At 61.0% G+C, this 14400-nt stretch carries 11 protein-coding genes and 1 pseudogene; 3 read left to right on the plus strand and 9 right to left on the minus strand.

The features are described from left to right. Position 1 precedes the first annotated feature (1 nt). From FEV51_RS07830 to FEV51_RS07870, 9 genes are all read right to left on the minus strand, one after another. Positions 2-2563, minus strand: a complete 2562-nt coding sequence (locus FEV51_RS07830; RefSeq protein ID WP_138617631.1) for a poly-gamma-glutamate biosynthesis protein PgsC/CapC — start codon at positions 2561-2563, stop codon at positions 2-4. A 23-nt stretch (positions 2564-2586) separates the two neighbouring features. After that, complete coding sequence (locus tag FEV51_RS07835) at positions 2587-2964, minus strand: response regulator (protein WP_138617633.1); 378 nt, start codon at positions 2962-2964, stop codon at positions 2587-2589. Beyond that, a complete protein-coding gene (locus FEV51_RS07840) occupies positions 2961-5573 on the minus strand; it encodes a hypothetical protein (RefSeq protein WP_138617635.1) in 2613 nt (870 codons plus the stop codon). The genes FEV51_RS07835 and FEV51_RS07840 overlap by 4 nt, the downstream gene beginning before the upstream one ends. A 154-nt stretch (positions 5574-5727) precedes the next feature. Beyond that, positions 5728-6696 carry a ParB/RepB/Spo0J family partition protein gene (locus tag FEV51_RS07845; RefSeq protein ID WP_138617637.1) on the minus strand — a complete coding sequence of 323 codons (969 nt, stop codon included), beginning with the start codon at positions 6694-6696 and terminating at the stop codon, positions 5728-5730. Then, complete coding sequence (locus FEV51_RS07850; RefSeq protein ID WP_138617639.1) at positions 6693-7484, minus strand: ParA family protein; 792 nt, start codon at positions 7482-7484, stop codon at positions 6693-6695. The genes FEV51_RS07845 and FEV51_RS07850 overlap by 4 nt, the downstream gene beginning before the upstream one ends. Further along, positions 7481-8113, minus strand: a complete 633-nt coding sequence (rsmG, locus tag FEV51_RS07855; protein ID WP_138617641.1) for a 16S rRNA (guanine(527)-N(7))-methyltransferase RsmG — start codon at positions 8111-8113, stop codon at positions 7481-7483. Before rsmG ends, FEV51_RS07850 begins: the two co-directional genes overlap by 4 nt. Then, the gene (gene mnmG / locus FEV51_RS07860; protein ID WP_138617643.1) at positions 8110-9966 is read right to left on the minus strand and encodes a tRNA uridine-5-carboxymethylaminomethyl(34) synthesis enzyme MnmG; all 1857 of its coding nucleotides are present in this window, start codon (positions 9964-9966) and stop codon (positions 8110-8112) included. Before mnmG ends, rsmG begins: the two co-directional genes overlap by 4 nt. Before the next feature lie 61 nt (positions 9967-10027). Then, positions 10028-11299: a tRNA uridine-5-carboxymethylaminomethyl(34) synthesis GTPase MnmE gene (gene mnmE, locus FEV51_RS07865; RefSeq protein ID WP_138617645.1), complete on the minus strand. Its 1272-nt coding sequence runs from the start codon at positions 11297-11299 to the stop codon at positions 10028-10030. A 16-nt stretch (positions 11300-11315) separates the two neighbouring features. After that, on the minus strand, positions 11316-11579 hold the full coding sequence (locus FEV51_RS07870) for a DUF6489 family protein (RefSeq protein ID WP_138617647.1): 264 nt from the start codon (positions 11577-11579) through the stop codon (positions 11316-11318). A 99-nt stretch (positions 11580-11678) separates the two neighbouring features. Here FEV51_RS07870 and FEV51_RS07875 point away from each other — a divergent pair, with 99 nt between their 5' ends. The 3 genes and pseudogenes from FEV51_RS07875 (at position 11679) to FEV51_RS07885 (ending at position 14387) form a co-directional block, all read left to right on the plus strand. Further along, positions 11679-12374, plus strand: coding sequence for a dienelactone hydrolase family protein (locus tag FEV51_RS07875; protein ID WP_138617649.1), 696 nt, complete (start codon positions 11679-11681; stop codon positions 12372-12374). Then, positions 12371-13999, plus strand: a complete 1629-nt coding sequence (locus FEV51_RS07880; RefSeq protein WP_222927445.1) for an FMN-binding glutamate synthase family protein — start codon at positions 12371-12373, stop codon at positions 13997-13999. The genes FEV51_RS07875 and FEV51_RS07880 overlap by 4 nt, the downstream gene beginning before the upstream one ends. Beyond that, positions 13987-14387 (plus strand): annotated as a pseudogene (locus FEV51_RS07885) (nuclear transport factor 2 family protein). The gene FEV51_RS07880 and the pseudogene FEV51_RS07885 overlap by 13 nt, the downstream one beginning before the upstream one ends. Positions 14388-14400: the final 13 nt, after the last annotated feature.

A 14400-nucleotide genomic window follows, 5' to 3' on the forward strand; every position in this document is an offset into this window, starting at 1 on the left:
GTCAGCGGCCCTCCACCGGGGGATAGATGATGAGATAACGCTTGGCAAAATACTGGTTGAGATAGCGCAGCGAAGCCAGCGGGAACGCCTCATAGCCAGCAAACCGGGCATCGCGCGTCGCCACCAGCGGAACGTAACCAGCCCCGCGAACCATCGCCTCGTAAGCGGCTATGCGTTCGGAAACGGTATTCAGGCGGTCGGGCAACAGGATCGCGCGATCTGCGGGCACAGATGATGCACCGAATTTGGGCCGTGGGCGCAATTGCACCACCAGCGCCGGATCATCGCCTTGCCGGCCAATCGCCGCTTGCGTGACAATGCCAAAAGCGGTCGCCTGAGAGCCGTCATAGCGCAGCTCGCGGGGCGCCAGAGCGAGCAGCTGGGCGTTGCTGGCCTGTTGCACGCGCAGCCCCATATCGACCAGTTGTATGTCGGCATCGCTGGCCGCGCCGCTGGTACCCCTGCGTTCGCTGCGTAGAGCGGATTCGATCAGCACCGCCGGATCGCCGCCGCGCCGGAACAGGTAAGCTCCACCCGAAACGTCATCCGAGCGCAGCAGGATATGCGGCTGACCGCCCGATGTGCACGGCTCCAGGATCACGCCCAGCATCGGTGCGGCGCGAAACGCCGTAGTCGGCTCTTTGCCGCTTTCCAGCGCGGAGAGGACCGGCAGGACAATCTCGCTACGCAGGAACAGCAATTGCTCAAGACTATCCGCTTGCGGCGCTGCGGCGCCCTGCTCGGGCAATTGGCATTCATTCAGTGCGGCGGGGGTGGCTGAGCGGGGTGCCAGTAGCGCGGCGATGGCATCGCCGGACAGGCTCAGGCTGCTCGCCCCGACAGTTGCGCCGCCCGCTCGGCTTCGGCTATCAGCAAAGGAGACTGCCAGCGATGGGTAGAGACTGCGCAGCGCGTCCAAATCGATCGCCTCCGCGCTGTCTCCCACCAGTGACAAGCGCGGCGGGCCGGCCTGCGCCGAGGCTCCCACCACCAATTGCGGGACATCCAGCGTGCTGCTGATCGTGCCGACCACCGATTGGCCCGTGCTCCCCGACGCAGCCGGGGCCGAGACCACCAGCCAGCGCGCGCCAAGCTGCTCCATCAACACCCGCGCCGACGCCACCAGGCCGGGCCGGGCGGCAGGATCATCGACGCGCATCACCAGATCGCGCGTGCCATTGGCATCGAACAGGATCAGGTCGCGTCCCTGCCCGTCTTCGCGAATGATCGCCGCGCGCTGCGCAGAAAGCGCCTCGACGCGCCAACCTCCGCTGGCCGCCGCTGCGCCCGCCTGTACCGCAGGCAGGCCCACTTCAAGTAGCTCCACCGCATCGCTCAGCGCCTCGGCAGACTGACTGCCCAGCGTCGCCCCCGAATTGCTTTCCGCACGCCAGTGGGCATCGCCAATGGCGTTGACGAGCAAGGAATCTTCGCGCGTGCGGCGCATATCATCAGCCGTCTGCGTTCCAGCCCCGGCAACATTCGCCGGAATCAGCACCGCCAGCGCCAGACCCACCAGATTGCCAGCCCCTGCGCCGACAAAAGACACTTGCAAGGTTGATCGCATCAGGCGCGGGAAAATGTCCTTGTCATGCGCCTTCATCGCCAACAGCGTCGACAGCAGATAGCCAAAGCCATAGAAATCCGTGGTCTTGACGTTCCACCCCGCCCACAACAATCCCCAGCCGACCAGCAGTTTGAGCGCAAAACTGATGTTGAAGAACAGCAGGACCTTGTTCGCCCCCTCCATCGTCGCATTGGCGAGCCAGGGGGTTTTGAGCAATTGCCGGGCAATCAGATAAATCGCGATGGCTTCGGCAAAAGAGGTCAGGATCTTGGTCGGTTCATACCATTGCAACGCGATCAGTGCCGGGATCAGAATCCCCGAAAAATCCCAGCCATAGCGGACGTTCATATGGCTGGCATAAAGCGCCGTCAGCACCAGGATGATATAGGCCTTGGGGCTGGCCAGAACCGAGCTGGCCAGACCCTCATACAGATAAGTCACGCCGCTGATGCGGAAATTGGTAAACTCCATCAGGCCATAGCGGACCAGAAACCACGAGATGCCGGTGACCACCACCATCGTGGTGATGCCGCGCCCCAGCCCCGGCTTCCAGAACTGGTTGGCCATCAGTGAAACGATCACCAAGCCAAAGCTTTGCAGATCGCTTTCCCAATCCACCTCGCGGTTCCAATTAAGCTGGATCCAGTCCGCCGCCTGCGGCAGCAAAAAGCCATCAAGCAGCAGCCGTACCGCGATACTGGCAAGGATCAGCCCCATAAACCGGTCGCGGCCGAACAGCGCCGGAAAGCGCCCCCGCGCAAGCTTTTCGGAGAAGAGATAGACAATCAGATACGTAAGGATCGCCTCGATCACGATCACCAGCGCCGACACTGGCTTTACGATTATCAGCGGCACCAGATAACCCGGCACGACAAGTCCCGACAGCACCCAGCCAAATCGCAGATTAAAGAAACACAGCACCAACACACCGACCCAGACGGTGGTGATGACCGAGCTGGCAAGCCCGCCTTCGGGGAAGATGGCGAGAGTCAGCAAGGGGGATTTTCCCGCGCCACGGCCTAGCCGTGCGTGGCGGCGATGGTCGCGCGGACAGTTTCGGCCAGCAGTTGCGGATCAACCGGCTTGCGGATCATCCCGGTCACGCCGTACCCGCGCCCCTGCTCGACGATCTTCGCTGAGACGGAAGCTGACATCACCACAATCGGCGGGTGGCCGGGCATATCTGCATGCACTGTCCGCATGAACTGGATCCCGTCCATCTTGGGCATTACCAGATCCAGCAGGATCAGATCGAACGTCTCGCGGGCAAGCGCCTGCAGACCGGCATGACCTTCATGCGCCAGCGTGACCCGATACCCTTCGAGTTCAAGCAGCGATGCGACCATGTCGCACAGCAGGTCGTCATCATCGATAATAAGGATGGAATGGCCGGTCATCCGATACGCCTAAGCTGAATGTTGAACTTGTAGCCGTCTCCTGCTGCGCTCCAGTAGGAGACACTGCCCTGCCATGCCAGCACTTCCGCAAAGCCTGCAGCGGCGATCTGGAACTCGCTAGGCACCTCACCCGCCCGCGCATCGAGTGCTTCGACCAGCCGGTCGAATGGCATTCCGAAACCGCCGGCTATGCGGATGCGGGTATGATTGTCGACCTCTTCAAGCAGCAACGTGATCGTGCCGCCCTGCGCGGTGTCGGCAATTACCAGCCGCAGGATCGCTTCGACCATATCCGACAGCATAAATGGTTCGGCGATGGTAAAGCCGCTGATGCCCGGCAATTGCGCGTCAATTGTCACCGCCATTTCATCCGCCAGCTCGCTGACGCGCTCTAATGCCTGCGCGACACTGTTGCGCGCTTCGATCGGATAGCTGGGGATCAGACCCGGCGGCAGCTCGCCAAGCAGTTCGGCGACTTCCTCAAGCCGCCCGGTTGCCCGCGCTGCCACGTCTTTGATCCGCCCGATAATGCGGTTGAGCGCACCTTCTTTCAGGCGCGGATCGGCGGCCAGTGTCGCGCCCAAAGTAATCGCCTCCAGATCATTGCGCAATTGCCGGTCGATAAAGACGCCCACCGCCTGCCGCAGCTCGGCCAGCTGGTCGAGGTCGCTGACATCCACGGCTTCCAGCACAACAACCCGCCTCCAGGCCTCATCGCGGCCCGGCGTGGCGGCGATCCGCAGCATATATTGACGGCTGGCAATATCCCGCATCGGCACGCGCATATCGCCGCCTCGCACCAGCATCCGCTCGACAACACTGTCAGCCTGCTCCGGGGTCAGCTCGGTCAGGGCAAGGATTGCTTCGGCTATCGAAGTCCGCTCCAGCGGCAATTCAATCTGCTCGCAAAGCGCGGCCATGCGCACGTTGGCCTGCAACGCAAAGCCAGCCGGATGGAAAATCAGCACCGCAGTATCGAGCGCGTCCAGACCCTGGCGGATTTGCTCGCTTTGCACCGTGATCAAATTGGCAGCGCTGGAGACTCGGGCGTCGATGGGGATCTGGCGGCTCTTGCCGTCGGCGTTGCCCAGCATCGAATGTTGCCAATTGCGCATCTGTCGCAGGCTGCTGGCAATGGCCGTGACCACACGCCCGGTGATCGCCCCTTTGCGGCCCGGCAAGACGTCATAAACCCACGCAATTTCGCTATCGCCGGAAGAAACAAGCGCCACGCGAGTGGTGTCACCCCATTCGGGCGCAAGTATCTGGGCAGAAAGCGGTTTTTGCGCTCGCTGCAGCTTTTCAAGCTGACGGCGGGCAGCCGGTGCGGTCAGGGCGAGTTCGGAATTTTCAGCATTGTGCGCAGCCAGAACGTGCCAGAGCGTGTCTGCCCCACGCTCGAGAACGGCCATTTTTGGCAATTTCAACAGCCGCGCCAGTGAAAGCAGATAGTCGGGTATCCGCGAATGGTCGTAAAAGACGCTGCGCGTGAAGGACAGATTGATGGCCCGCTCCAGCGTCTGCCCCAATTTGCGATCCTGCGCGCGCTCATGCCGCAAGATGAGCGCAGCTGCGGTCAGCGCGAACGCCAGCAGCATCGCCGAAATCGGCATTAGCGCATGGACGAACTGCAACACGGCCCAGCCAGCCGCTGTCACCAGCAAAAGGCCACCGAAAGCAGCGAGCACCGCAAACCGCTTGCTGGGCAAGAGCCGCATTAGCAATGCTGCAGAGAGCGCCGCAACGATCAGCAACATTAGCGACGCCCAGGGACCCGCGCGGTACACTTCGCGCCCGTCAGCTAGCGCCTGAATCGCATAGGCGCTGAACAGCGTAGCGCTGGTGCCGCGCGCTCCGGGTGTGAGCGGTGTGGGAAAGTATGGTTCGGTCCGGTCAGATGGCGGCGCGACCAGAGCTATCATCCCCGCCAGCTCGCTTTCTTGGAACTCGCCGCTGAGCAATTGGCCCGCCGTAACGCGCGGGATGTTTTGCGCGCGCGGCATCCTGACGAGATAAGAACCCAGCGCCGCTTGCCGCCCAGCGCAGGCGGTTTCGAGCATCGGAATGGGTTCGCTGGCACCCTTTTGCCCGAACAGCTGGCGGCGGTGAACACCATATTCGGGTGTCGCGATCCGGTTGTTTGCAGCGGCGATGTTCGCTGGAAATTCGCTGGAACCCGCAAAGCGCCATCCATTGCCCGCCGGAATCCGCTCCACATCGCGTCCTGCCACTACCGTGTCGGATATTCCGGGCGCGCTTGCGGATATATCGACGGAGTTCGGTGAAATTTCCGGAGCCACGCGGTAACATAACCGGGTAATGCGCAAGTTTTCTGCCGCCAGTTCGAGTGCGGCACTCTCCCCGGAAGGCACTGCCTGCGTTTGATCGACAATGACAACTTTGGGAGTGCGCCCCGCGTCAAAGCGCGTGACGCTATCAAAGAACAATCCGTCAAGCATACGCGGCGCCGGAGTTTGCGCCAGAAGAGCTGCGGCCAGAGCAACCACTAGCGCAGTGACATAATCACCCAGCGCGACATCCAGACCGCGCGACGAGCGCAGCCTCTTGCGCCAGCCTTTCTGCCAGAATGAACTCTTGCTGCTTGCCAATCGCCCGATCCTGCCTGCGTCCTCCCCCTGCCTATGGCTTCAATTCTTCATCGGCAAGCTGACGTCGTGACGGTCTGTTTGCCGAAAGTTGGCATAAGTCATGTAACATGCTGATAAACAAGATTTATTGACCGTTGTTTGAGCAAAGAGGCGCTCAGATATCCCCGCCTGTCAGGCGCTGACAAATCAGATCAAGCTGGTCGAGTGTGCGATAGCGGATGCTGACAGTGCCATTATTTGGCGCGCTGTCAGTCTTGATCCGCACCGGCATCCCGAGGAAATCTTCCAGATGCCCCTGTACTGCCGCGATATCGGCATCATTGGTTGCTTCGCGAACCGCACCCCGGCGCGGCGGTTTGCGCTTGGGCGCATCGCCGCGCGCCAGCTTCTCGATTTCGCGCACGGACAGACCATCACGCGCCGCGCTGCGCGCAAGCTCTGCGGCGCGATCATTGCCAATCAAGGCTCGTGCATGACCCATCGTCAGCGCACCACTGCCCAGCAAATCGAGCACTTCTTCGGGAAGCGCGAGCAGCCGCTGGAAATTCGCCACGTGGCTGCGGGATTTGTCGACCAGCTTGGCAATCTCGGCCTGCGTCATCCCCTCGTCTTCGGAGAGCTGGTGGTATGCTCGTGCTTCTTCGACCGGGTTGAGATCCTCGCGCTGAAGATTCTCAATAAGTGCCAGGGCCACCACCTCGCGTTCGTCCAGATCGCGGACAATCGCGGGTATTTCATGGATGCGAGCCTTCTGTGCGGCCCGCCAGCGGCGCTCGCCAGCGACCAGCTGATAGCGCCCCTCGCCCTTGGGGCGCACAATGATGGGCTGGATAACCCCGCGCGCGGAAATCGACGCTGCCAGCTCGGCAAGTGCCGCTTCGTCGAAATAGCTACGCGGCTGTCCAGGCAGCGGTTCGATCTGGCCAATGGGAATGGCAACCAGGCGTGAACCTTCAGGGGCGTCCGCGCCGCTCGTGACGTCCTTGCCAGCGGGCTGCCGGACCAGCGGCTCTTCGCGCTGCGTTTCACCCATCAGCGCGCCCAAGCCTTTGCCAAGCTTCTTCTTGCGATCGGCCGGACGTGGCACCGACAGGCGAATTGGATCACTGGGGGAATTGCTCATGCTGCGATCCTTTTCTCAGGCAGGCGGCCAATCAGTTCGCGGGCCAGGGCGATATAGGCGCGGCTGCCCGCGCAAGAGTGATCATACACCAACGCCGGCAGGCCATGGCTGGGCGCTTCAGACAGGCGGACATTGCGCGGGATAACGCTGTCGAAGACGAGCGCGCCGAGGCAGTCGCGCACGTCGTCGGAAACCTGATCGGTCAGGCGATTGCGGCGGTCGAACATCGTTAGAGCGATGCCGACAATGCCAAGATTGGCGTTGAAGCGCTGCTGGACACGCTCGACCGTCTGTAACAGCTGGCTCAGCCCTTCGAGCGCGAAAAACTCGCATTGCAGCGGCACCATCAGCGTATCCGCGGCACACAGCGCATTGAGAGTCAGCAATCCGAGCGACGGCGGGCAGTCAATGAAACAGATATCGTATGATGGCGCTCCCTTGCGGCCTTGCTGGTCAAGCCCGCGCTTGAGCCGTGAAGTGCGGTCCTCCACCGCAACAAGCTCAACTTCTGCGCCAGAAAGATCCTGCGTCGCGGGCAGAATATCGAGGCCGGGGATTTCAGTGGGCTGCACACATTGCGCCAGCGTCGCCTGCTCCAGCAGCAAATCATAGCTGGAATTCTCGCGCTCGCCCGCGCCGACACCCATTCCGGTCGAGGCGTTGCCCTGCGGATCAAGGTCGATCAGCAGCGTTTTCCACCCGGTAGCGGCCATTGCGGTGGCGATATTGATTGCGGTGGTGGTCTTTCCCACCCCACCCTTCTGGTTCGCAATCGCGACGATGATCACTTGTGCGTCTCCACTTTGCCTTTTCCCACGATGATTCCCGCATCCTCATCCGTCAAGGATTGTTCCACGTGGAACATCGTGCGCCGCTTGGCGGGCAGTTCTGCAACTTCTTGCGCCGCCGAACGCCCTTTCGGCAACAGCCAGTGCGTGTCGCTTGTGGAGAAACGCGCCGCCAGTCTGAGCAATTTTGGCAATGGAGCAAACGCTCGGGCCGAGATGCACCCAGCGTTGCGAGTTTCAACAAGCTCCAGCCGCTGACCAAGAATGGTGCAATTTGACAGATCCAACACACTGATCTGGCTGGCAAGCCATTCGATCCGGCGCTTCCGGGATTCGATCAGAATCACATTTGTATCTGGCCGCATGATTGCGATCACCAGCCCCGGAAAACCGGCTCCCGTTCCAAGATCCAGCCAGTCACCTGTTTCACGTGGAACATATTCAAGCAGTTGAGCCGAATCGGCGATGTGACGCAGCCAAGTCTCTTCCAGCGTGCGCTTGGCGACAAGATTCTGTTGCTCGTTCTCGTCGCGCAGCGCGTGGCACAGCATCTCCAACTTCACCATCACGTCAGGCTTTGTCGACTGCGCAACATAAGCACGCGCGGCGGTTTCATCTGTAAGTATCATGCTGCGTTCCGCTCATGACGGCGAGCATGGACCAGCAACACGGCCAGCGCAGCAGGGGTGATGCCGGGGATGCGTCCCGCCGCAGCAAGCGTATCTGGACGGGTGCGCTCCAGCCGTTCAATCATTTCATTCGATAGACCGGGGACTGCGGCATAGGAGAGTTCCGCCGGTAGCTTCACCAGCTCACTGGCGCGCAGATCGCGCAATTCTGCTTCCTGACGCTGTAAATACGGCGCGTAGACCAAGTCCTCCGCCATCTCACGGCCAAGATCATCCCCCGCATCGAGACCGTCGGGCATGGTATCGGAAAGGTCTTCGAGGGAGACGTGACCGCCCTGCAGCCAATTGCCGACCGAACATCTTCCGCGATCCTGCCGCACCGTATGGCCGCGCGCTGCCATATCAGCGCTGGCGATCTCCTGCCCAAACCAGGTGGCCCAGTCAGCTCGCTTGTCCTCGCGCGCGTTGAACCAATCGCTGCGCTCCGGCCCAACCAACCCGGCGGCCATGCCAAGAGGCGTAAGACGCGTATCAGCATTCGCCGCACGCAGGCGCAGACGATATTCGGCACGCGCGGTCAGCATGCGGTAAGGCTCGGATACGCCCTGAATCGTCAAATCATCGACCATCACAGCAAGATAGGAATTCGCGCGATCAAGCGGGGGTGCTGCCCGGTTCAGCACAGTGCACGCGGCCTGCATTCCCGCAACAAGCCCCTGTGCTGCGGCTTCCTCGTATCCAGTGGTGCCATTAATTTGCCCGGCACAATAGAGCCCGGTGATATCGCGCATTTCGAGCGTCGAGCGCAGTGAGCGCGGGTCGATATGGTCATACTCCACGGCATAGCCCGGCACCGCCATTGTGACGTCCTCAAGGCCCTCCATACTCCTGAGCATGACGAGTTGGACATCGACCGGCAGAGAGGTGCTGATCCCATTGGGATAGACCATCGGAGTGGCTATGCCCTCAGGCTCGAGAAACACCTGATGGCCTTCGCGGTCGGCAAAGCGGTGGATCTTGTCCTCGATAGAGGGGCAATAGCGCGGCCCGGCAGCATCGATAGCGCCGGAGAACAGCGGTGAACGCTCAAGGTTTTCGCGAATAATATCGTGGCTGCGCGGATTGGTACGCGTCAGCGCACAGAATACTTGCGGGTTTGGACGGTGCTTGATCAGTGAGGACATCGTCCACTGCTCGCCGTCGGATGGCTGCTCTTCCAGTCTGGCCCAATCGATGCTTCGGCCGTCAAGCCGTGGCGGAGTGCCCGTTTTCAGGCGCGCCATTGGCAAGCTTGCCTCGCGCAACTGCGCCGCAAGCACATGGGCCGAATCTTCGCCGATGCGGCCACCCGTCAGTCGCTCGTCACCACGGAACATAACTCCGCCCAGGAAAGTCCCGGTGCACAGGATCACCGCGCGCGCACCCAAGGCCGTGCCGTCGGCGAGTTTCAGTCCGGTGACGCGAGCTTGCTCCAGCATCAATTCCGCAACTTCACCTTCTATCAATGTCAGCCCTGACTGAGCTGCAACGATCCGCTGAACCTCAGCTTTGAACAATGTGCGATCGGCCTGCACGCGCGGACCCCATACTGCACTGCCCTTTGAGCGGTTGAGGATCCGGTAATGGATTGCCGCGGCATCTGCTGCGCGCCCGATCACCCCGTCCAGCGCATCCACTTCGCGCACCAGATGGCCCTTCCCAAGGCCACCAATCGCCGGGTTGCAGCTCATGGCGCCAACTTTGGAGAGATCAAAACTGACAAGCCCAGTCCGCGCACCCAGCCGCGCCGCTGCACAGGCTGCTTCGACGCCCGCATGGCCGCCGCCCACAACAAGGATGTCGAACTGTGTCATGGACGCGCCGATACCGGCAACGCGGCGCATCGTCAAAGCCGCGATTGTTTCACGTGGAACATCATTTGCCGATACAGAACCGCCCAAACAATGCGTCGAGCATTTCCTCGGTAGATTCGCGCCCCAACAGCCTGTCGAGCGCGCGGCGTGCGTATCGCAATTCCTCCGCGACCAGCAGCGGATCGTTGAGCTCAGCAAAATCCTTGAAAGCCGCAATCACCATCATCAGCGCGCCGCGTTGGCGTTGATTATATGCCGGTACATCACCTGATGGCAGCAGAGCACCGGCGCGCATCACCAGACCTTCGAGCAAATTTTCGAGGCCTTGGCCGGTTACAGCAGAAACCATATGAGCGGGCACGGTTTTAACGTGCCTGTTAAGATCACTCTTGGTTTCAATTTCGAGAGCATCAAGCGGCCCCTCACCTTCCGCTCCCAGCCACAGGATAATGTCGGCACGCTGCATTTCAGCCTGTGCTTTATCAATACCGATCCGCTCGATCTCACCAGCGCTATCCGTACGCAGTCCGGCAGTATCAATCAGTACGAAAGGCACGCCCCGTATCGCCACTGGGCGCTCGATCACATCGCGCGTGGTCCCCGCCTCTGCCGAGACAATCGCCGCGCCCTCATTCAACATCGCATTGAATAAAGATGATTTTCCGGCGTTTGGTGGTCCGGCGAGGACCACCCGAACACCATCGCGAAGGCGCTCGGCAAAGGGGCGGTTCAGCGCAGCGAATATCTCCGCTGAGAGCACCGCCCCTTCACTGGCTACCGATGCGGGTATGGTATCGACATCATCCTCGTCCGAGAAGTCGATCGCCGCCTCGACTTGCGCCGAAAGTTGCAAGATTGTGGTCCGCCAGCCTTCCACTTCCTTAGACAAGGAGCCGCCAACCGACCCCATCGCCCCGCGGCGTTGCAATTCGGTTTCAGCTGTAAGCAGATCAGCCAACCCCTCGGCTTCAGCCAGATCGATCCGGCCATTTAGGAAAGCGCGGCGGGTAAATTCACCCGCCTCAGCCTTGCGAACCCCATCTGTCGCCGCGAGAGCAGTCTCAACGGCCGCCACGACCGCGCGGCCGCCATGGCAATGTAGTTCGGCAAGATCCTCGCCTGTCACAGTCGCAGGCCCCGGCAGCCACAGCACCAAAGCCCGGTCCAGCATGACATCACCGTCTCGCAACACGCGCAGGCTGGCCATACGCGGCGGCGGCAAATCTCCCGATAGGTCGGCCAGCAGAGCGCCAGCTTTGGGGCCGCTGATCCGCAAAACCGCGATGCCCGCAGGCAGGGCACCGCTCGAAAGCGCGAAAATTGTATCAGTCACGGCGCTGCTTCAGCTCTCAGTCGTCGGAGCTGGTGTCCTTGGACGAACGCCCCTTGGCCGCGCCTGCGCCTTCCATGAAGCTCTGGAAAAGCTTGAAGCCCGCCTGCCCCATGGGGGCCAGCTGGCGCGCATAGTCCTGCAATTGGTCGGGGCTGGAAACGCCCTTCATCGCCTTTGACATCATGTCGACATAGATCGCATTGGCCTTGCCCACATCGGGCAAACCCATGAAGCTGCGCGCCTCTTCGGGGGTGCAGTCGATTTCGATTTGGACCTTCATGGCGGGTTCTCCGTTGGGCTAAGTATCGCCTGGCGGGTTTGGCACTTGTCGCGTGCAAGCGCTAGACCCGGCGCGCATCAACCAGAGGACTGCCAAACGATGAGCGAGACTGTCACCGTCACAACCCTGTCCGGCAAAGAGAATTTTGCAGCCTATGTTGCGCGCCCTGCTGATGCCCCGCGCGCCGCCATCGTGGTGATACAGGAGATTTTCGGGGTGAATGCGGGCATTCGCCGCAAATGCGACAAATTGGCTGAAGCAGGCTTTCTCGCCATCGCGCCTGATTTGTTCTGGAGGCTGGAGCCCGGCATCGAGCTGGATCCCGATATCGAACCCGAATTCCAGCGTGCGCTGGATCTGATGGGCAAGTTCAATCAGGATCAGGGCGTTCGTGACATCGAAGCCGCGATCAAATGGGCGCAGAGCGAAGGCTGCGGCAAGGTGGGCGCTGTTGGCTACTGCCTGGGCGGACGGCTCGCTTATATGGCCGCCGCACGGACTGATGCACATGCGACAGTCGGCTATTACGCGGTAGGCGTCGACGGCCTGTTGGGCGAAAAACACGCCATCGCGCATCCGCTTATGCTGCATATCCCCACCGATGACGGCTTTGTCGACAAGGCGGCGCAGCAGGCGATGCACGCCGGGCTGGATAATCACCCCAAGGTCACGCTCCACGATTACGAAGGCATGGATCACGGGTTTGCTACCGAATTTGGCGACCGGCGAAGCGGGGAGGCCGCGCAACTGGCCGATGAGCGTACAATGGCGTTCTTTGCCGAGCATTTGGGATGAGTCAGAACAAGGCGGAGGTGCGGGGTTCATCAGAGCTGTTCATGCGGTTCGGCCTGCCGCTGGTGCTGTTGCTGCTGACCGTGCTGTTTGCTTGGGTTGAGTGGCTGCGCTGGGGGCTGGTCATCACCCTCCCCCTGCTCGGCATTGCGGTCCTGGACTTTTTTCAGCGCAAGCACTCGCTGCGCCGCAATTATCCGCTGCTGTCGCGTATGCGCTGGCTAATGGAGGATATGCGGCCGTTCCTGCGAGCCTATGTGGTTGAGGGCGACCTTGAAGGCCGCCCCTTCAACCATGACGAGCGATCACTGGTCTATGCCCGCGCCAAAGGGCAGCTCGATTCGCATCCCTTCGGGACCGAGCTGGACGTTTATTCCGATGAATATGAATGGCTTGCGCATTCGATTGTGCCCAATGAGGAAGCTCCTGCGGAATGGCGGGTGGATGTGGGGAGCCAGCAATGCGCGCGCCCTTATTCGGCGGCTTTGCTCAATATTTCAGCAATGAGCTTTGGATCGCTGTCAGCCAATGCCATCATGGCGCTCAACAAGGGTGCGGCGGCGGGCAATTTCTATCACGACACCGGCGAAGGCGGCCTGTCACGCTATCACAAGGAACATGGCGGCGATCTGGTGTGGGAAATCGGCAGCGGCTATTTTGGTTGCCGAGATGACAATGCGGCGTTCGATCCCGCAAAATTTGCCGATACTGCGCAGCTCGATCAGGTCAAAATGGTCGAAATCAAGCTGAGCCAGGGTGCCAAACCGGGTCACGGCGGGGTGTTGCCGGGAACGAAGGTCACCAAGGAGATCGCCGCAGCGCGCGGGGTGCCCATCGGCACCGATTGCATTTCTCCGCCATCACATTCGACCTTTTCAACGCCTGTTGGTCTACTTGAATGGGCGGCCCAATTGCGTGAGCTTTCCGGCGGCAAGCCTGTCGGCATCAAACTGTGCGTGGGTAAGCCGCATGAGGTGTTCGCCATTGTCAAAGCGATGCGCGAAACCGGGATCACCCTCGATTACATTGTTGTCGATGGGGCCGAGGGCGGCACTGGCGCGGCTCCGGTTGAGTTTTCCAACCGCGTGGGCGCGCCCTTGCGTGAAGGGCTGATCTTGGTGCGCAATGCACTGGTTGGCGCTGGCCTGAAAGATCAGATCAAGATCGCCGCTGCCGGCAAAGTTCATTCGGGCGCGGGTATGGCGATGAATTTCGGCCTTGGCGCGGATTGGTGCAATGCGGGCCGCGCGTTCATGTTTTCACTGGGCTGCGTGCAATCGATGAATTGCCATACCGATCACTGCCCAACCGGCATCGCAACACAGGATGCCACCCGGCAACGCGGGCTTGTGGTCATGGACAAGGCCGAAAGAGTCACGCGGTTTCAGCGGCATACACTGCACGCATTGCGCGAAATGGTGATTGCGATGGGGCTGGACGATCCCTGGCAAATCGCCCCCTGTCACATCTCCGAACGGCTCAACAGTGCGCGTTCGGACAGTATCGACCGGATTTACAATTTCCTCGAACCGGGACAGCTCCTCGCCGATCCCGGTGGGACACAATATGCGCGCGACTGGGCCATCGCGAGCGCCTACAGCTTCGGAATGGCCGCATGTCAGCAGTAACAGGCCTCAAACGCTGGCACGCGGTCATCAATGGCGGCAGCGATCCTGCAGCGCTCGCGGCGATCATTGCCGATGATGCGGTGTTCCACTCGCCGGTCGTCCACACCCCGCAGCGGGGCCGCGCCATCGTCACAGCATATCTCGCCGCAGCCGGCAAGACGCTGGGCAATGACAGCTTTCATTACGTGCGCGAACTGGTCGATGGCGACAACGCCATGCTGGAATTTGTGACCGAAATGGATGGTATTACAGTCAATGGCATCGACCTTATCCGCTTGACGAGGCGGGCATGATCGTGGATTTCAAGGTGATGGTCCGGCCGCTTAAGGCGGTGAACAAGGTGTGGGAAATGATGGCGACGCAGCTGGATGGGTCGCGCAAGAGCTAACGCTTGCGCCCAG

The organism is Qipengyuania marisflavi, from assembly GCF_005884405.1.
Lineage (GTDB): Bacteria > Pseudomonadota > Alphaproteobacteria > Sphingomonadales > Sphingomonadaceae > Qipengyuania > Qipengyuania marisflavi.

What these genes read in the sequence shown, in the direction of transcription:
- FEV51_RS07835 (WP_138617633.1), bottom strand. Translation starts at nt 2,964, where the DNA reads ATGACCGGCCATTCCATCCTTATTATCGATGATGACGACCTGCTGTGC.
- FEV51_RS07845 (WP_138617637.1), bottom strand. Translation starts at nt 6,696, where the DNA reads ATGAGCAATTCCCCCAGTGATCCAATTCGCCTGTCGGTGCCACGTCCG.
- rsmG (WP_138617641.1), bottom strand. Translation starts at nt 8,113, where the DNA reads ATGATACTTACAGATGAAACCGCCGCGCGTGCTTATGTTGCGCAGTCG.
- mnmG (WP_138617643.1), bottom strand. Translation starts at nt 9,966, where the DNA reads ATGACACAGTTCGACATCCTTGTTGTGGGCGGCGGCCATGCGGGCGTC.
- FEV51_RS07870 (WP_138617647.1), bottom strand. Translation starts at nt 11,579, where the DNA reads ATGAAGGTCCAAATCGAAATCGACTGCACCCCCGAAGAGGCGCGCAGC.
- FEV51_RS07875 (WP_138617649.1), top strand. Translation starts at nt 11,679, where the DNA reads ATGAGCGAGACTGTCACCGTCACAACCCTGTCCGGCAAAGAGAATTTT.
- FEV51_RS07880 (WP_222927445.1), top strand. Translation starts at nt 12,371, where the DNA reads ATGAGTCAGAACAAGGCGGAGGTGCGGGGTTCATCAGAGCTGTTCATG.